Origin of the sequence: Aeromonas sp. S15(2024) (assembly GCF_041402265.1) — a bacterium.
Taxonomy (GTDB): domain Bacteria; phylum Pseudomonadota; class Gammaproteobacteria; order Enterobacterales; family Aeromonadaceae; genus Aeromonas; species Aeromonas dhakensis.
Genome location: NZ_JBGLQY010000001.1, coordinates 215,293 through 232,700 on the forward strand (window position 1 = coordinate 215,293; position 17,408 = coordinate 232,700).

The 17,408-nt window shown below is 63.8% G+C and carries 18 protein-coding genes; 8 read left to right on the forward strand and 10 right to left on the reverse strand.

The window, feature by feature from the left end:
• Positions 1-172 precede the first annotated feature (172 nt).
• The gene (locus ACB033_RS01010) at positions 173-1,099 is read left to right on the forward strand and encodes a L,D-transpeptidase family protein (RefSeq protein ID WP_139725015.1); all 927 of its coding nucleotides are present in this window, start codon (positions 173-175) and stop codon (positions 1,097-1,099) included.
• A gap of 72 nt (positions 1,100-1,171) precedes the next feature.
• Here the strand turns inward: ACB033_RS01010 and ACB033_RS01015 are convergent, their stop codons facing one another.
• The 4 genes from ACB033_RS01015 to fldB form a co-directional block, all read right to left on the reverse strand.
• Positions 1,172-1,564: a VOC family protein gene (locus tag ACB033_RS01015; protein WP_043170234.1), complete on the reverse strand. Its 393-nt coding sequence runs from the start codon at positions 1,562-1,564 to the stop codon at positions 1,172-1,174.
• Positions 1,565-1,739: 175 nt separating this feature from the next.
• A complete protein-coding gene (locus ACB033_RS01020; RefSeq protein ID WP_139725016.1) occupies positions 1,740-3,080 on the reverse strand; it encodes a TldD/PmbA family protein in 1,341 nt (446 codons plus the stop codon).
• A complete protein-coding gene (locus tag ACB033_RS01025) occupies positions 3,080-4,480 on the reverse strand; it encodes a TldD/PmbA family protein (RefSeq protein WP_139725017.1) in 1,401 nt (466 codons plus the stop codon). The genes ACB033_RS01020 and ACB033_RS01025 overlap by 1 nt, the downstream gene beginning before the upstream one ends.
• Before the next feature lie 297 nt (positions 4,481-4,777).
• Positions 4,778-5,296, reverse strand: a complete 519-nt coding sequence (fldB, locus tag ACB033_RS01030; protein WP_005298196.1) for a flavodoxin FldB — start codon at positions 5,294-5,296, stop codon at positions 4,778-4,780.
• A gap of 185 nt (positions 5,297-5,481) precedes the next feature.
• On the opposite strand from fldB, the gene xerD reads away from it, so the two are divergent.
• Positions 5,482-6,381 carry a site-specific tyrosine recombinase XerD gene (xerD, locus tag ACB033_RS01035; RefSeq protein ID WP_139725018.1) on the forward strand — a complete coding sequence of 300 codons (900 nt, stop codon included), beginning with the start codon at positions 5,482-5,484 and terminating at the stop codon, positions 6,379-6,381.
• Here the strand turns inward: xerD and ACB033_RS01040 are convergent.
• The gene (locus ACB033_RS01040) at positions 6,378-7,916 is read right to left on the reverse strand and encodes a sensor domain-containing diguanylate cyclase (protein ID WP_162519847.1); all 1,539 of its coding nucleotides are present in this window, start codon (positions 7,914-7,916) and stop codon (positions 6,378-6,380) included. The genes xerD and ACB033_RS01040 overlap by 4 nt on opposite strands.
• A 167-nt stretch (positions 7,917-8,083) precedes the next feature.
• The gene (gene mscL, locus ACB033_RS01045) at positions 8,084-8,494 is read right to left on the reverse strand and encodes a large-conductance mechanosensitive channel protein MscL (RefSeq protein ID WP_005298202.1); all 411 of its coding nucleotides are present in this window, start codon (positions 8,492-8,494) and stop codon (positions 8,084-8,086) included.
• A gap of 258 nt (positions 8,495-8,752) precedes the next feature.
• Between mscL and ACB033_RS01050 the strand changes: the two genes are divergently transcribed.
• From ACB033_RS01050 to nqrE, 6 genes are all read left to right on the forward strand, one after another.
• Positions 8,753-9,472, forward strand: a complete 720-nt coding sequence (locus tag ACB033_RS01050; protein WP_336288837.1) for a disulfide isomerase DsbC N-terminal domain-containing protein — start codon at positions 8,753-8,755, stop codon at positions 9,470-9,472.
• Entirely contained in the window at positions 9,435-11,165 is a 1,731-nt protein-coding gene (gene recJ, locus ACB033_RS01055) for a single-stranded-DNA-specific exonuclease RecJ (protein WP_371140284.1), read from the forward strand. Before ACB033_RS01050 ends, recJ begins: the two co-directional genes overlap by 38 nt.
• Positions 11,166-11,314: 149 nt before the next feature.
• Positions 11,315-12,496: a MerR family transcriptional regulator gene (locus ACB033_RS01060; RefSeq protein ID WP_371140285.1), complete on the forward strand. Its 1,182-nt coding sequence runs from the start codon at positions 11,315-11,317 to the stop codon at positions 12,494-12,496.
• Between the two features lie 40 nt (positions 12,497-12,536).
• Positions 12,537-13,040, forward strand: a complete 504-nt coding sequence (locus tag ACB033_RS01065) for a GNAT family N-acetyltransferase (protein WP_139725021.1) — start codon at positions 12,537-12,539, stop codon at positions 13,038-13,040.
• Between the two features lie 318 nt (positions 13,041-13,358).
• On the forward strand, positions 13,359-13,652 hold the full coding sequence (locus ACB033_RS01070; RefSeq protein WP_026141461.1) for a hypothetical protein: 294 nt from the start codon (positions 13,359-13,361) through the stop codon (positions 13,650-13,652).
• 159 nt (positions 13,653-13,811) lie between these two features.
• Entirely contained in the window at positions 13,812-14,411 is a 600-nt protein-coding gene (gene nqrE / locus ACB033_RS01075) for an NADH:ubiquinone reductase (Na(+)-transporting) subunit E (protein ID WP_139725022.1), read from the forward strand.
• 48 nt (positions 14,412-14,459) lie between these two features.
• On the opposite strand, the gene ACB033_RS01080 is transcribed toward nqrE, so the two are convergent.
• The 4 genes from ACB033_RS01080 to ybeD form a co-directional block, all read right to left on the reverse strand.
• Positions 14,460-15,029, reverse strand: a complete 570-nt coding sequence (locus ACB033_RS01080; RefSeq protein WP_065016800.1) for an alpha/beta hydrolase — start codon at positions 15,027-15,029, stop codon at positions 14,460-14,462.
• A gap of 159 nt (positions 15,030-15,188) precedes the next feature.
• Positions 15,189-16,154, reverse strand: a complete 966-nt coding sequence (lipA, locus tag ACB033_RS01085) for a lipoyl synthase (protein WP_005298218.1) — start codon at positions 16,152-16,154, stop codon at positions 15,189-15,191.
• The gene (gene lipB / locus ACB033_RS01090) at positions 16,151-16,843 is read right to left on the reverse strand and encodes a lipoyl(octanoyl) transferase LipB (protein ID WP_010633147.1); all 693 of its coding nucleotides are present in this window, start codon (positions 16,841-16,843) and stop codon (positions 16,151-16,153) included. Before lipB ends, lipA begins: the two co-directional genes overlap by 4 nt.
• Before the next feature lie 95 nt (positions 16,844-16,938).
• Positions 16,939-17,202: a DUF493 family protein YbeD gene (gene ybeD, locus ACB033_RS01095; protein WP_005298227.1), complete on the reverse strand. Its 264-nt coding sequence runs from the start codon at positions 17,200-17,202 to the stop codon at positions 16,939-16,941.
• Positions 17,203-17,408: the final 206 nt, after the last annotated feature.

A 17,408-nucleotide genomic window follows, 5' to 3' on the forward strand; every position in this document is an offset into this window, starting at 1 on the left:
CCGGATGCGCTTTTTCATGCAAAAAAGAGCGTTTTCGACGTTGAAATTTTGGCCGACTCAGGAAAGAATGCGCGCTCGGTAATCGACCGCGGACGCCACCTTTGCGCCCCGGCGCAACCGAGGATGACACGGCCTTCGGCCAACTTGGTACAGGAAACCACACAGGAATTTTATGAATCCCCTTCGCATTGCCGCTTCGGCTCTTTTATGTACGCTGGCACTGGCCGGCCAGCATGCTGCCGCCGTTGAATACCAGCTGCCCGCCGCCAACAGCCGCCTGATCGGCGAGAACCAGGAATACGTGGTGCCCGCGGACAACCGTCCGCTGGAGCAGATCGCCTCTGACTTCCAGCTGGGTCTGACCAACATCATGGAAGCCAACCCGGGCGTCGACCCCTACCTGCCCAAGGCTGGCAGCAAGCTGATCATTCCCCATCAGCTGATCCTGCCCAACGCTCCCCGCGAAGGGATCGTCATCAACGTGGCCGAGATGCGCCTCTACTACTACCCGAAAGGCAAGAAGGTGGTGCAGGTGCTGCCCATCGGCATCGGCCAGCTGGGGGTCAACACCCCGGAGAACTGGATCACCAAGGTTGAGCGCAAGCGTGCCAACCCGACCTGGACCCCGACCGAGAACATCCGTCGCCGCTACGCAGCCCAGGGCAAGACCCTGCCTGCGGTCTGGCCGGCCGGCCCGGACAACCCCATGGGGCTGCACGCGCTCTACATCGGCAACCTGTACGCCATTCACGGTACCAACGCCACCTTCGGCATCGGTCTGCGGGTGAGCAGCGGTTGCGTGCGTCTGCGCGCCGACGACATCAAGTACCTGTTCGACAACGTGCCGGTCGGCACTCGCGTCCAGTTCGTCAACCAGCCGGTCAAGACCACGGTCGAGCCGGATGGCGGCCGTTACATGGAAGTGCACGAGCCGCTGTCGCGCACCGAGGAGGAGTTCAACTCCACCGCCTCCGTGCCGCTGCCTATGACTCCGGCCACCACCCGCTTCATCGCCCACGCGGAGAGCGACTCCAACGTGGTCAAGCAGGTGCTGGAACAGCGTACCGGCATGCCGACTCGTCTTAACCCGCAGGTCTGATGACCCGGGAGACCCACTAATGCACAACGGCGACCATCGGGTCGCCGTTGTTGTTTCTGGGAGCCGCCGTCATCAGCCGGCCGGCGGGGCATAGAGGGCCAGCCAGTTGCCCTCGGTATCTTCGATGATGACCCGTGAGCCATGGCCGCTGCCGATGCTGTGCAGGGGCTCCAGCACCCGTCCGCCGATGCTGGGCACCAGCTGCTCGGCCTCCTGCAGGCGATCGCCAAGGGCGAGGTAGATGAGGGGGCCCGAGTGCCCCGGCTGGTGGTACTTGTCCATGGGACCGAGACAGGCCGCCGCGTTGTTGCCGTCGTGGCGCAGCATGGCGAAGCGGATCTCCTCCTGTATCGGCGTGACCGGCACGTCGAGCAGGGCCGAGTAGAAGGCCATGGCGCGATCCAGATCCCGTGTCGGAATGTCGGCCCAGACCAGGGTATTGTCCATCTTGGTGATCTCCTGCATGTGCTGGCCGATGCGACCGGCGGCTCTGTTCCTTGCTGACGGCCTCTCGCGGCAGGTCGTAGACAGCTTCTTAGAGGTTAGGAGCGGCCCATGAGGAGCGCCAGAGCTAAAAAAGCGGCGCCTGATGGCGCCGCTTTTGGGTGAGGAACTGGAGGTTTTTTCCCTCGATATACAGTTACTTGCCCGCGATGCTCAGCCCGCCAAAGCGGATGAGCGGGGCATAGAAGCTCTTGCCATCGTCGTGGTGCAGCAGGTTGCCGACTGCTTCCAGCTCACTCAGCAGGCGGTAGAAGTTGCCCGCCACCGTGATGCCGCGTACCGGTGCCACCCGCACGCCGTCCCGGCACAGGAAGCCGGAGGCGCCGAACGAGAAGTCGCCGCTCACCGCATCGGCGCCGGAGTGCAGGCCGTCCAGCTTGACCAGCTCCAGATACTCGCCGGCTTGCGCCTCGGCCTCGCTGTGGGGGCCGAGCCCGAACACCAGGTGGCGCGGGCTGACATCCAGCGCACTGCGGGCACTGCGGGCCGCCGAGCCGTTGCTGGCCACACCGAAGTGGCGGGCGGTGGCGCTGTTGTGCAGCAGGGTCTTGAGCTCCCCTTCGCCGATCAGCAGCAGATCCCGGGTGGGGGCACCCTCGCCATCGAAGGCCTTGATGTGCATGCCGCCCGGCATATAGGCCCGGCTCTCCAGGGTGAGCCAGCGGGAAGCCACGCTTTGGCCCAGCTTGCCCCGCCAGGGGTTGATCCCCTGCTGCGCCCACTTGCCCGACAGCGCGGCCTGGAAGCAGCCGAACAGGCTGGCCAGGGCATTGGTGTCGAAGATGGCGCTGTAGTGACCGCTCGGCACCGCGTCTCCCGCCAGCAGGCCGTCGGCCACGGCGTGGATCTGCTGGATGAGGGTCTGGCTGTCCAGCGCATCGAAGCGGCGCTCATACTGCCCCTGGGAGAACATGGACTGACGGCCGTCGCGCTCGATGAGGGCTGAGCTGTAGCAGCCGACGCTGAACGCCTGGTGCTGACAGAGGCTGCCCTGGCTGTTGGCGAGCCACAGCCGGCTCTCCCCCTCGAAGAAGCTGTTGTAGGGGGCGCCGGTCACGTCCGGCAGCGCCAGCATCTCCGACTCGAGGCGCAGGGCCAGGGCAATCTTCTCCTCCACGGGAGTGGTGTCGGGCTGATTGATCTCGGCGTAGCCGGTGGTGAGCCGGCTCTGCTGCACGGCGATGGTCTGATCCGGGTCCACCTTGGCGAAGCGGCTGGCGTCGAGCGCATCCTGCACCATGGCGGCCAGCGCAGACTCGTCGAGAGACTCCGAATAGGCGATGCCGACCCGGCCTTCTTTTATCAGCCGAATGCCGATCTGCTGGCTGCTGGTGACCTTGTATTCGCTGAGCTCGCCCTTGTCGGCTTTGAGAGAGAAGGCCTTGTCCTGGTTGGCGATGATGTCCGCCTCGGCACCAAGATCGGCGACCTGGTCCAGCAGGCGGGTCAGCAGTTGGTTCATGTCGAGCTGGCTCATCAGGCGTTCCCTCCGACCAGAATATTGTCAACCTTGAGCGGCGGCTGGCCGACCGAGGCGGGAATGGAGCCGGAGACCGAGCCGCACATGCCGGCGGAGAGGGCGAGATCGCGCCCCACCATGGAGATCTCCTTGAGCACCTGCGGGCCGGTGCCGATCAGGGTGGCCGACTTGAGGGGTCGGGTGATCTTGCCGTGTTCGATGAGGTAGGCTTCCTGCACGTTGAAGTTGAACTCGCCGGTGCCGGGTTGCACCGAGCCGCCCCCCATCCGCTTGGCATAGATGCCGTGCTCCACCGTCGCCAGCATGTCGTCCAGGCTGTGATTGCCCGGCTCTATGTAGGTGTTGCGCATGCGCGAGGCCGGCGCGAACTTGTAGGATTCACGGCGCCCGGAGCCGGTACGGGCGTAGCCGGTGCGAAGGGCCCCCATTCGGTCCACCAGGAAGCCGGTCAGCACGCCATCCTTGATGAGCTGGGTGTGCTGGGTCGCCATCCCCTCGTCATCGACGTTGATGGAGCCCCAGGCGTTGCCCTGCAAGCCTTCGTCCACCGCGTTGACCACCGGATTGGCGATGAGCTGGCCCATCTTGTCGTGGAATACCGAGGCCTTCTTGGCCACCGAGGTGGTCTCCAGCAGGTGGCCGCACGCCTCGTGGAAGATGACGCCGCCAAAGCCGCTCTCCATGATGACCGGCAGCTTGCCGCTCGGGCAGGGAGCCGCCCCCAGCTTCACCAGCGCCTGGCGGGTGGCGGTGAGGGCCAGCTCGCGGGGATCGATACTGGCGGCGTGCTCCCAGCCCATCATGGCACCGGGGGCTTCGTAACCGACGCTCTGTTCGCTGCCAAGGGCGGCGATGGTCTGGGCCATGATGCGGTTGTAGTGGCGGCGATCGCTCACCTGCACCCCTTCGCTGTTGAAGATCTCTACCTCCTGCTCCCAGCCCAGCACGTTGCCGGCAAACTGGCTCACCTTGTCACTCTCGGCGCGGGCCGCGGCATCCATGGCGTGCAGGTAGGCGATCTTCTGCTCCAGCAGCTTGTCGGCCGACAGGGGCAGGGCGATCGGGTTGCGATCGTTCAGGCGGGTGAAATCGAAGGCGGTGGCGGTGACCACGGGGTCACGCCTGTCCTTGGCCGCCAGCAGGGTGACGATGCGCAAGAGTTCGTTGCGATCGGCCAGGTTGGTGTAGCCGTAGAGCACCTTGTGGCCGTAGCACAGGCGCACGCCGATGCCGAAATCGAGGCCACCGCTGATATTTTCTATCTGGCTTGAGAGCAGGCTGAGCTGGCTGCGGCGCTTGCGCTCCACAAACAGCTCGGCGAAGTCGGCACCCAGCGCCAGCGCGTGATCGAGCACGTCGCGGGCGATGGCGGGGGCCAACAGGGAGAATGGGGTCATAGAATGTCCTTTTCTGGTCTGTCCGTTTGCTTCCGACACCCGGCTGTGATTGTTATGGGGTGTCGCTTCCATTGTTGCAGACCAGCATAAAAAAGTCGCTATAGCGTCATGCGATGATACCGATTGAGAAAATCGGTGCGATTTATGCGCCCGGTGGTCCGAAACCTGGGGCGGCAGGCGGGGAAGCGTCGCAGCTGACGTCTGTTCAAGGGGCCTGTCACAAGGCCTTTTCGACATGCCGTACGGGGAGCGGGCGATGGCAGGGGGCCATCGCCACTGCTGTCAGAAAACCCGGCGTCACAGCAGTTCGTGGATCTCGCTCAAAATCTGGTCGACCCACTGCTCGATGCGCGATTCGGTCTGGTCGTACTGATTGGCGTCGTCGAGGGCCAGGCCGACGAAGTGACGACCATCGTCGATGAGCGCCTTGGAGGCGTCGAACTCGTACCCCTCGTTGGGCCAGTAGCCCACCAGCTTGACCCCCTTGGGCACCAGCTGGTCATGGAGCATGCCGAGGGCATCCTGGAACCATTCGCCATAGCCCAGCTGATCGCCGAGGCCAAACAGGGCGATGATGCGCCCCTCCAGATGCAGGTCGGCAATGTCTTCCCAGCGGGATTCCCAGTCCTCCTGCAGCTCGCCGAAGTCCCAGGTGGAGATGCCCAGGATCAGGATGTCGTACTCCTGCATGCGGATGAGGGGCACGTCCTTGATGTTGTGGAGATCGACCAGCTCCGGGCCAATGAGGGTGCGGATCTTCTCGGCGGCCATCTCGGTGTAGCAGGTGGTAGAGCCGTAAAACAAACCTATCTTCATCGCTCTTCTCTTGATCGCAGTAGGCAAGGGGCGTGACCGGCACAGCGGCGCCCGGGGGGAGGGCGCCAGTCTAGCAGATTGCCCGGCGCGCTTCACTTCTTGCCGGGCCATGGACAAGCCTGCCTTGCGGGCCGGGTGGGTCGACACGTTACAATGGGGGCCTGTTTCCCTGAGCGCGGCGTACCATGAGCAAAGCTGAATCCCATCCCCTGATCGAGCCGTTTCTCGACGCCCTCTGGCTCGAACGGGGGCTGTCCGACAACACGGTCAGCTCCTATCGCACCGATCTGGAAAAATTCTCCCTCTGGCTCGATGAGCAGGGGGGCTCCCTGCTGCTGGCGGGGCTGGACGACATCCAGCACTACCTCGCCTGGCGGGTGGACCACCAGTTCGCGGCCAGCAGCACGGCCCGTTTCCTGTCGGCCCTGCGCCGTTTCTACCAGTATCTCAACCGCGAGAAGCTGCGCAGCGACGATCCCACCGTGCTGCTGGAGGGGCCCAAACTGCCCAAGAAGCTGCCATCGGATCTCAGCGAAGCCGAGGTGGAGGCGCTGCTGCAAGCGCCGCTGGTGGACGACCCGCTGGAGCTGCGCGACAAGGCGATGCTCGAGCTGCTCTACGCCACCGGACTGCGGGTCTCCGAGCTGGTGGGACTCACCGCCGAGCATGTCAGCCTGCGCCAGGGGCTGGTGCGGGTGGTGGGCAAGGGCAACAAGGAGCGGCTGGTTCCCATGGGCGAGGAGGCGGTGCACTGGCTGGAGCGTTACTACCGGGAGGGGCGCGGCCTGCTGCTGGGGGGCACCAGCTCGGACGTGGTGTTCCCCTCCAAGCGGGCCCAGATGATGACCCGCCAGACCTTCTGGCACCGCATCAAGCTCTATGCCCTGCGGGCCGGCATCTGCGGGGAGCTATCTCCCCACACCCTGCGCCACGCCTTCGCCACCCACCTGCTCAACCACGGCGCCGACTTGCGGGTGGTGCAGATGCTGCTGGGCCACGCGGATCTCTCCACCACCCAGATCTACACCCACGTGGCCAACGAGCGGCTCAAGGCGCTGCACGGCCAGCACCACCCGCGCGCCTAGGCCAGACAGAGGCGATCTTTCCCCTCCTGCTTGGCGCGATAGAGGGCGGCATCCGCCCGGGCCAGCACCTCGGCGGGCGGGGCATCCAGCGCCTCGGCCAGCCCGCCGCTGAAGGTGACGGTCAAGCCCGGTTCGCGCCAGTTCTGCGTGGTCATGGCGCGGCGCCACTGATCCATCTGCTGCTGTGCCTCCTTAAGCCGCCCCTGCTCGAAGATGGCGACCAGCTCCTCGCCGCCAAAGCGGCAGAGGGTGGCCTTGCCCTCCAGCAACTGGCTGCCCAGGGAGGCGGTGCGTCTGAGCACGCTGTCGCCGGCGGGGTGGCCATGACGGTCGTTGATCTGCTTGAAGTTGTCGATGTCGATGATGGCCAGCACATAGGGGGTATGTTGCTGGTGCAGCCCGCTCAGCAGGGTGTCCATGTAGCGGCGGTTGTAGAGCCCGGTCAGGGCATCGCGCTGGGCCTTCTCGCTCTCCGCCTGCATCTGGTCCGAAATCAGGGTGATCTCGTCCTCCAGCTCCTCGATGCCCGGAATGCGGGGGATGATGAGGGGCTGTCCCGGCGGGGTGACCCGCAACTGGCGCACCACCTGCACCAGCATGCCGATGGTGTTCTCCAGCCGCTGATGGAAGATGACGGCCACCAGGATGAACATGACCAGCGACAGCAACAGCCCCATCATCATGTTGGGCAGCAGCTCCCTGATGACGAAGGAGTTGCTGAAGGGATAGATGATGATGACCTGCCAGCCGGGGTTGTTGGCCAGGGTGTAGTAGGCGATGAGTTCGTCATCTTGGCTCTGGATCGCGCCATTTTTCCCCTGGAGCCGGGATAACCAGGGCTCGTCGAGCGGGGTGGCGTTCAGCAGCGGGTTGCTGTGCGCCACGATGCGCTGATACCTGCGATCGTAGAGCTGGTAAGTCATCTGCTTGCCGCCCTGCAGCATGCGCCCGATCCGGTCCGAGACTCGCGACAGCTCGACGTCCAGGCCAATCACGGCCACTATCTTGCCGCTGTGGTTCAAGACCGCCCGCGACAGGGTCACCACCGGAATGTGCTGGACGGTGTCGAGATAGGGGGTACTCCAGATATTGATCCCCGGCGTATGGATGGCCTCCAGATACCATGCTTGCTTGGCCATTGCCTGGGGGGAAGGGGGGAGCTGGTGGTTGAAGTTGACCAGGGTATTGTCCCGCTGCACATAGTAGAGCCCCTTCAGCAGGCTGCCCGAGCGGCTGAGCTGCTGCCACACCGAGTAGTGCCGCGCCCGCATTTCCGGCGGGAGCACGCCGTCATGGTTGGCGAGATCCACCGCCAGAATATTGAGTTGCTCTTCGACCGAGCTCAGCGCGTTGTCCCATTGCTGGGCCGTACTGCTGCTGAAAAATTCCATGCGCTCACGTACTACGTTCTGTTGTTTGATGAAAAACAGATAGAGGTTGCTGGCTGTCATCAATAGCAGGGGCAGGGAGAGCAACAGCAAATAGCGCAGAATGAAACCATGTTTCGCTCTGGTCTTCACTGTCGGGGATGTCATGGCGATGATTCCTGTAGGTTTACATTCATTCAAGCATGATGTGCGTGGGATGGGGGCGGATGCAGATCAAGGTCTGGGTGATGCCAAGTGTAAAGTGTTCCGTTGCTGATGTAGCTAAAAAACCGCCCGAAGGCGGTTTTTTTCCAGTACACGACAGGAGCTGGCGCTTATTTTCCCTGTTGGGATTTGAGCAGATCGCGGATCTCGGTCAGCAGCTCCTGATCCTTGGTGGGGCCGGCCGGTGCCGCAGCTTCCTCTTCCTGCTTCTTCTTCAGGGTGTTGATGGCCTTGAGCCCCATGAAGATGGCGAAGGAGATGATCAGGAAGTCGATGATGGTCTGGATGAACTTGCCGTAGGCGATGACCACGGCCGGCGCACTGCCCTCGGCGGCCTTCAGGGTCACGGCGAGGTCGCTGAAGTCCACGCCCCCCAGGATCAGGCCGATGGGCGGCATGATCACGTCACCGACGAAGGAGGAGACGATCTTGCCGAAGGCGGCCCCGATGATGATACCGACCGCCATGTCGATGACGTTGCCTCTGGATGCAAAGGCCTTGAACTCTTGAATCAGACTCATTTTCCCCTCCAAAAATGGGCTAGCAGCGGCCTGGACCGCCCTGGTGTTTGAATAATAAAGCATCAGGAAAACAGAGGATGACCGTCGTGTTTCCTGTCGTCCCGGTTAGCTTGCTGGGGCTTTGCCCGATTGGCAACCTGTCAGATCGGGATTTTTTTGCGACCCTTCTATTAATCAATCAGTAATTAAGCAGTTGAGGCGAGCATATTTGCTGAGTAACCTTGTGAGTCCATTCGTTCATGCCAAGTGAGTAAAAAAGTGCACTATTTACTGCTGGGAATGATGCTGCTGGGCTCTTTTGCCGTCAGCGCGGGGATGGATCCCCAACTGTTGAAACAGACCATAGAGCGGCGGCTCGGGGTACAGGTCTACCTGGTGGACGAGACCCCGGTCTCCGGCCTCTATCTGCTGGGCACGGCGCAGGGGCCCCTCTATACCGATGCCAGGGGCGACCATGTGCTGCTGGGCACCATGCTGGATCTGGCCCACGACATGAAGAACCTCACCATGCTGGGCCAGCGTCAACAGCGGCAGCTGGCCCTGGCCCAGATCGGCGAGCGGCGGATGCAGCTCAAGGCCGTGCCCGAGCGCCACCGCCTAACCCTGTTTACCGATCTCGCCTGCCGCGGCTGTCGCACCACTCTGGCAGAGTTGCCCGCCTTGCAGGCGAGGGGGGTGAGCGTGCAGCTGCTGCCGGTGCTTGGCCCCTTTGACGAACTGGCCGAGGCGCAGGCGCGCTGGTGCGATCCCGGGCTGCTGCGTGAACTCGACCTCAGTGATCGTTTGCCTGAGAGCGGCTGTAATGAGATCCTTGCCCATCATATCGGCCTGAGCCAGTGGCTCGGGATCAAGGCGCTGCCGAGCTGGGTCCTGCCAAATGGCGACCTGCTGCGCGGTTATCAGAGCCCTGAACAACTGCTCAAGATACTGGATCACATCGATGCCCCTGCTAATCCGTCGTCGTCCGCGCGTGGATGATTCCCATCTGCCCGCCACCCTTCATCCCTTGCTGCGGCAAATCTTCGCCAGCCGTGGGGTCGAAGACCCTGCCCTGCTGGAGCGCAGCGCCAATCAGCTGCTGCCACCCCAGCGCCTGTTCGGTATGGCGCAGGCGGTGCCCCTGCTGGCCGAGGCGCTGACGGCGCAAAAGCGCATTCTCATCGTCGGTGACTTCGATTGCGATGGCGCCACCAGCTCGGCCCTGTGCGTGCTGGCCCTGCGCGCCATGGGGGGTCGCCACATCGATTTTCTGGTGCCCAACCGCTTCGAGTTCGGGTATGGCCTCACCCCCGAGATCGTCGAGCTGGCGGTGGCCCGCGGCGCCGAGTTCCTGATCACGGTGGACAACGGCATCTCCAGCATCGCCGGGGTGGCGGCAGCCAAGGCGGCCGGCATGCAGGTACTGGTTACCGATCACCATTTGCCGGGCCAGGAGCTGCCTGACGCCGACGCGATAGTGAACCCCAACCAGCATGGCTGCGATTTTCCCTCCAAGTCGCTGGCCGGGGTCGGGGTCGCCTTCTATCTGATGGCGGCCCTCAACACCCATCTGCGCCAGAGTGGCTGGTATGAGCGGCAGGGGCTGCGCGCCCCCAACGTGGCGGATTACCTGGATCTGGTGGCCCTCGGCACCGTGGCCGACGTGGTGGCGCTCGATGGCAACAACCGCATCCTGGTCCATCAGGGGCTGCAGCGGATCCGGGCCGGCCGCTGCCGTCCCGGCATCCAGGCGCTGGTGGACGTGTCCGGTCGTGACGGCCGTCGCCTGTGCGCCGCCGATCTCGGCTTTGCGCTGGGGCCGCGTCTCAACGCGGTGGGCCGGCTCGATGACATGTCGCTCGGGGTCGCCTGCCTGCTGAGTGACGACCTCAACCTGGCGCGCCAGCTGGCGTCCGAGATGGACAGCCTCAACCAGGAGCGCAAGGAGATCGAGCAGGGGATGCAGCAGGAGGCGCTGGCCACCCTGGAGCAGATCCGTTTTCGTGACGGCGAGGTGCCGTCGGGTATCGTGCTGCACCGGGATGAGTGGCATCAGGGGGTGGTGGGGCTGGTGGCCTCCAAGGTGAAGGAGAAGTACTACCGCCCGGTCATCGCGTTTGCCGAGAGCAGCGAGACCGAGCTCAAGGGCTCCGGGCGCTCCATCCCCGGGGTGCACCTGCGCGATGCGCTGGAACTGCTCGACACCCGTCACCCCGGCTTGATGGGCAAGTTTGGCGGCCACGCCATGGCGGCGGGGCTGACCTTGCCCAAGGCCAATATCGAGGCCTTCGGTCGCGCCTTCGAGGCGGTCATCGGTGAGCTGGTGACGCCTGAGCTCTTGACCGGGGTGCTGCTCACCGACGGCGAACTGCTGCCGGACGAGCTAACCCTCGAGCTGGCGGAGCTTATTCGTGCCTCCGGCCCCTGGGGTCAGGCCTTCCCCGAGCCGCTCTTCGATGGCGAGTTCGTGCTGGTGCAGCAGCGGCTGGTGGGGGAGAAGCACCTCAAGATGATGCTGACCACGGATTCCGGCCACGCGGTGGATGCCATCGCCTTCGGGGTCGACTTGCAGCGCTGGCCCGATGCCTCGGTCAAACGGGTGCGGCTGGTCTACCGGCTCGACGTCAACGAGTGGCGCAGCAACCGCAGCGTGCAACTGCTGGTGGAGCATCTGGAGGCCGCCGGCCTCTGATCCGTGAGTCTCTCTTGCTGCCGATGACGGCCACCTCAGGGTGGCCGTTTTTTTATGGTATGAACCCGGATTTTGCCGTTGACCCGTCTATTGCTTCACAGTTTAAGCTTCCCTTCATCGGGTCACGGACCCCACTGCGAGTCGCTGTCATGAAAATATCCGAACTGGCCAGGCGCTGCGGCCTGGCCCGCTCCACCCTGCTCTATTACGAGAAGCTGGGGGTAATTGCGGGAACGAGGGGCGCCAACGGTTATCGCCACTACGACGATGAAGATCTGCAGCGGCTGCGGATGGTGCAGGCCCTGCAGGCCGGCGGGCTCAGCCTCAAGCAGTGCCTCGCCTGTCTGGCGGGGGAGCTGGAGCAGGCGACACTGGCAGCCCGGGTCAGGGAGCTGGATGAGGAGCTGGCGCGGATGCAACGCGCCCGGGATCTGCTGGCGGATCTCGCTGGTTTGCGTGCGCACTCCGGCGACGAGTTCAAGGCCTGGCAGCGGCAACTGCAGCATCAAGCCCCGCAGGCCTACTTTGCCTGGGTGATGAAGCAGGGATTCAGTGAAAAAGAGCGTTATCACCTGCAGTGGCTGAGCAAAGACATGAATGAACATGAGCGCTACATCCGGGATTTCAAGCTGCTGCTGGATGGCATGAGTTATTGGGGGCCGGGGGATAGCCTCTTCACCCAGCAGCAGTTTGCCGCGCTGCCCATGGCGCCTCGCCGGATCCTCGACATGGGCTGTGGGCGCGGCGCCGCCACCCTGGCGCTGGCACAGGTGACGGATGCCGCCATCGTGGCCATTGACCTCGACGAGGAGGCGCTGGCCGCCGTGGCCAGATCGGCCAGCGCGGCTGGCTTTGAGCAGGTCACTACCCTGTGCGCCAACATGGCGGCGCTGCCGCTGGAGCTGGCCCCCGCCGACCTTATCTGGGCCGAAGGGAGCGCCTACACCATAGGTGTGGCCAATGCGCTCAAAGCCTGGCGGGCGCCCCTTGCCGGCCCTGATGCCTGCATCGTGCTGAGCGATCTGGTGTGGCTGACGGACACGCCGCCAGAGGAGGCGCTGGCGTTCTGGCAACGGGATTATCCCGCCATGCAGACCCTGGCTGGCCTGCTCAAGACGGTGCAGGAGGCGGGGTATCGTTGCCTGTGGCACACCCAGTTGCCGCAAAGGGCCTGGCACAACTATCTGGATCCCATCGAGCGCAATCTGGCGCGCCATCGCGCCGAGCTGGGGGATAGCCCAGCCTGGCAGGATCTGAGCCGAGAAGTGGCCATCCACCGCCAATACCTGGGCAGCTATGGCTATGTGATCTGCTGCCTGCAGGCAGTCTGATCAGAACATTCATTGAAAGAGAGCAAACGGAGAAACCCTTATGAACATCCTCATTCGACCCGAAACGGGCGCCGATCACGACGCCATTGAAGCGGTGACCGTGGCCGCATTCCTGAAGGCCCCCCATACCGATCACAACGAGCAGCTGATCGTGCGCGACCTGCGCCAGGCCGGGGCACTCAGTCTGTCGCTGGTGGCGGAGCAGGCGGGGCGAGTGGTCGGCCACCTCTGCTTCTCGCCGGTGACCATCAGCGATGGCAGCCTGCACTGGTATGGTCTTGGCCCCATTTCCGTCTCCCCCGAGCTGCACGGCAAGGGGCTGGGATCACGGCTGATGGAGGCGGGTCTGGCCGAGCTCAAGGGGATGGGGGCGGCCGGCTGCGTGGTGCTGGGAGATCCCGGCTTCTACGGTCGTTTCGGCTTCGTGTCCGAGCCGGGGTTGACGCTGCCCGGCGTGCCGGCCGAGTACTTCATGGCCCGCTCGTTCGGCGCTGCCATGCCCAGTGGTGAAGTGCGCTACCATCAGGCCTTTGAGCAGGGGTGAGTCCTCACCATGAGAGCAGGCGTCATGGCGCTTGCTCTCATGGTGGTTTTTAATTGCTGGATTTTTTGATAATCAGGGTTTTTAGCATCGATTAAAGCTGATTTACCATATGGTAAATTCAATAAATCTAGGAATTGTGATAAATTCGCCCCTCTTGTTCCTCTTTGTTTGAACCGGATGCATCCCTTGCTGCCCCCTGGCCGACTGTCGACCTGGTCGATGGCCCTCGCCATCGCCTGCCTTCTCTGGCTTGCCGCCTCTGCCGCGGCAGGGGTCGTTGCAACCCCGGGGCCGGCAAAGGGAGGGCAGGAGGGCTCGATGCAGCTGCACGAGCCGGCCCAGCGGGGGCTGCTCGACAGCGCCAGCCTGCCGCCAACCTCCCAGTGGCGCCTCGGCTTCGAGCAGGGGCGGCGACTGGAAGGGGCCGCTCATGCCGAGCTCTACCAGATGCTGCTGGCCTGGTTCCAGCACGAGATCCTCGGCCTGCTCTGCGGCCTGCTGTTCTTCCTGCCCCTCATCTACCTCAGGCAGCTGGCCGACCACTTCGGCTATCTGCATCGGCGGCTGCGATGCTGCCACCATCTGCAATTTCGGTTCTGCCACAGCGACTAGAGGCCGGCTGCACGCCACGCGCCCGTTCGATCCGATCCTGATCCCAGTCACAGAGTGCTGCCTGTGGGCCAGGCTCCGATCCGGCGCCTCTTGCCCCGCCTTCGTGCCCGTTTGCGCGCAGGGAGGCGCTCCCGTTCGTACACGTTGTGAGCCGACCCGATGGACTATTACGTAAACCTCTTCATTCAATCGATCTTTGTGGAAAACCTGGCGCTGGCCTTCTTCCTTGGCATGTGCACCTTCCTGGCCGTTTCCAAGAACATCAACACCGCCTTCGGCCTTGGCCTGACGGTGCTGGTGGTCATGGTGATCGCCATCCCCCTCAACAACCTGATCTACCGCCATATCCTGCGCCCGGAGAGCACCTTTCTCGGCGAGTTTGATCTGAGCTTTCTCGATTTCATCGTCTACATCGGGGTGCTGGCAGCGCTGGTGCAGGTGATGGAGATGGTGCTGGACAAGCACTTTCCGGCGCTTCATCACGCGCTCGGCATCTATCTGCCGCTGCTGACGGTGCACTGCGCCATTTTCGGCGGGGTGATGTTCATGGCGCAGCGGGATTACGACTTTCTGGAGTCTGTGGTTTACGGGGCGGGCTCAGGCCTGGGCTGGCTGCTGGCCATCGTCGCCATCGCCGGCCTGCGCCAGAAGATGAAGTATGCGGATGTGCCAGAGGGGTTGAGGGGGATTGGCATCACCTTCATCGTGGCCGGGCTGATGTCGCTCGGCTTCATGTCCTTCTCCGGCATGTCGTTCTAGCCGGGTCGAAAACAACAACGGCCACCCTGGTGGCCGTTGTTGTCTGCCTCAGCCCTCCGCCAGCATGGCGAGTAGCCGGTCGCGCACCAGCGGCAGGGTCAGAAAGCCGTCCCGGTCGAGGAAGTGGCCGCCATGCTCCAGGCTGTAGAGCGGCGCAGCCAGCCGCTCGCTCAGGTGCTGGCTGTAGGGATAGGGCACGATGGCATCATCCCGGGAGGCGACCACCACCCGGCGGGGGGCCAGCGCCATGATGCGGGCCGGGTCATAGTCCGGGGTCATGAAGGGATCCAGCTCCGGCAGGGTGTGCAGCGGCTGATCGAAACCCGAGACCAGCAGGATCCCCCCCACCTGGCTGCCGGCGGGCAGCCGGTCGAGCTGGCGCAGTATGGTGATGCAGCCGAGGCTGTGGCCGAGCAGAAAGGTGCGCTCGTCGTGATCCCGCACCAGGCTGTCCATGGCCGCATCCCAGGTGGCGGGCTTTGGGTGGTGGGGGTCAGGCATGGCCAGCACCTCGACCCGGACATCCCGGGCCTCGAGTTCGGCCTTGAGCCAGGGAAACCAGTGAGAGTCGGGGGAGGCGGTATAACCGTGCACGATGAAGAGGCGGGTTTGAGACATGGCATATCCTGGCGGTTGACGATAACGGCGCCACATCATAACAGCGACCAAGGCCCCTCGACATGCCCGTTTCGGGGGCGCCAACCAGCAGGATGTGCTTTGCGACTTGCATAAAAAAGAGCGCCATAAGGCGCTCTTTTGCTGTCGGCGGGCAGAGGCTTATTTGACCTCTTCCCCCTTGGCCTGCAGATCCGCGTGGTAGGAGGATCGCACGAAGGGACCGCAGGCGGCGTGGCTGAAGCCGAGCTCCATGGCCACGTCCTTGAGCTCGTCGAACTCTGCGGGCGGCACGTAGCGCTTCACCGGCAGGTGGTGGCGGCTCGGCTGCAGGTACTGACCCAGGGTCAGCATGTTGACGCCGTGCTCGCGCAGGTCCTTGAGCACCTGGACTATCTCTTCATTGGTTTCGCCCAGACCCATCATGACGCCGGATTTGGTCGGCACATGGGGGTGCATCTCCTTGATGCGGCGCAGCAGCTCCAGCGACCACTTGTAGTCGGCACCCGGGCGGGCGACCCGGTACATGCGCGGGGCGGTTTCCAGGTTGTGGTTGAAGACGTCAGGCGGGGTCTCGCGGAACACCTCGAGGGCCTGCTCCATCCGGCCGCGGAAGTCCGGGGTCAGGATCTCGATGCGGGTCTGCGGGCTGTGCTCGCGGATCTGCTTGATGCAGTCGGCGAAGTGCTGGGCACCGCCGTCGCGCAGATCGTCGCGGTCCACCGAGGTGATCACCACGTATTTCAGCCCCATCTCCTTGATGGTCAGTGCCAGCTTCTTCGGCTCTTCCGGGTCGAGTGCCAGCGGGCGGCCGTGGGCCACGTCGCAGAAGGGGCAGCGACGGGTACAGATGGCGCCCATGATCATGAAGGTGGCGGTGCCGTGGTTGAAGCACTCCGCCAGGTTGGGGCAGGAGGCCTCTTCACACACCGAGTGCAGCTTGTTCTTGCGCAGGGTGCTCTTGATGTGCTCGATCTTCTGGCTCGACGGTGGCAGCTTGATCCGCATCCAGTCAGGCTTGCGCAGCACTTCCTCGTTGGGATCCGGCATGAATTTCACCGGGATCAGGGCCATCTTGTCGCCATCGCGCAGCTTGACGCCCGGCTCCATACGAACGGGTTTGCTCATGATTCACTCTCGGTGTTTGTTATTGTTTGATAACCAATCAGGCGGGCCAGTTCGGCCACCAGGATGGATTGCGCCTCGGCCACGCTCTGCGGGCCGCCCAGGGCGCTGGTCTGGGTCATGGCCATGCCCGCATAGCCGCACGGGTTGATGCGCAGGAAGGGGGTCATGTCCATGTTAATGTTGAGGGCCAGCCCGTGGAACGAGCACCCCTTGCGAATGCGCAGGCCAAGGGAGGCCAGTTTGGCCTCCATGCCGAGCTCGTTCTTCACGTAGACCCCGGGGGCATCGGCCTTGGCATAGGCGCTGATGTCGCTGTTGGCCAGGGTATTGATGATGGCGGTCTCCAGGCAGGTCACCAGCTCGCGTACCGTCAGCTTGCTGCGGCGCACGTCCACCAGCACGTAGAGCACCAGCTGGCCCGGGCCGTGATAGGTCACCTGACCGCCGCGATCGCTCTGCACCACCGGGATGTCGCCGGGGGCGAGCAGATGTTCGGCCTTGCCGGCCTGCCCCTGGGTGTAGACGGGGTCATGCTCCACCACCCAGAACTCGTCCGGGGTGTCGGGGGTGCGGCTGTCGGTGAAGGCCTTCATGGCATCCCATACCGGCTGGTAGGGACGACGGCCCAGCTGTCTCACCAGCAGCTGGCTGGTGGACTGTGATGACTCGGCGGGAGTTTGGGGTGACATCTTTCCTCACTGACAGGCGCTTGGGTCGGCCGGCACGGCGCTGGTCGCCGGCGGCAAATAATCAGTCGCCCCGGTGGCGGGGCGAAAGAGGCGACTTACAGGACGTAGCGAACCAGTTCTATGTTGCCGAGGGCGGTATACATGGCTTCGATATGTTCCTTGCTCTGGGCAGTCACAGTGACCCGGACCGAGTGGTAGTTGCCCTTGGAGCTGGGCTGGACGGTCGGGCTGTAGGTGCCGGGGGCGTGCTGCTGCAGCACTTCCACCACCATGTCCGGCAGGGCCGGGTCGGCAACGCCGAGCACCTTGAACGGGAACTTGCAGGGGAACTCCAGCAGTTCATCAAACTTGGTATTCATTTACTCACCTTTTGCGGTCGTCGCGAGACGACTTTCTTGCTTGTGGCTAATGGCCGTTGGCCCCTCGGGGCCGCCATGCCCCCGTCTGTGCGGGGCACTGCTCAGTGTATATGGGCATTGCCCGGGCCGGGATCAAGGCCGGACCGGCAGACAAGGGATGGAGGTGCTGCTTTTTACCACAAATCGTCAGTCGGCGGAACCTGCAG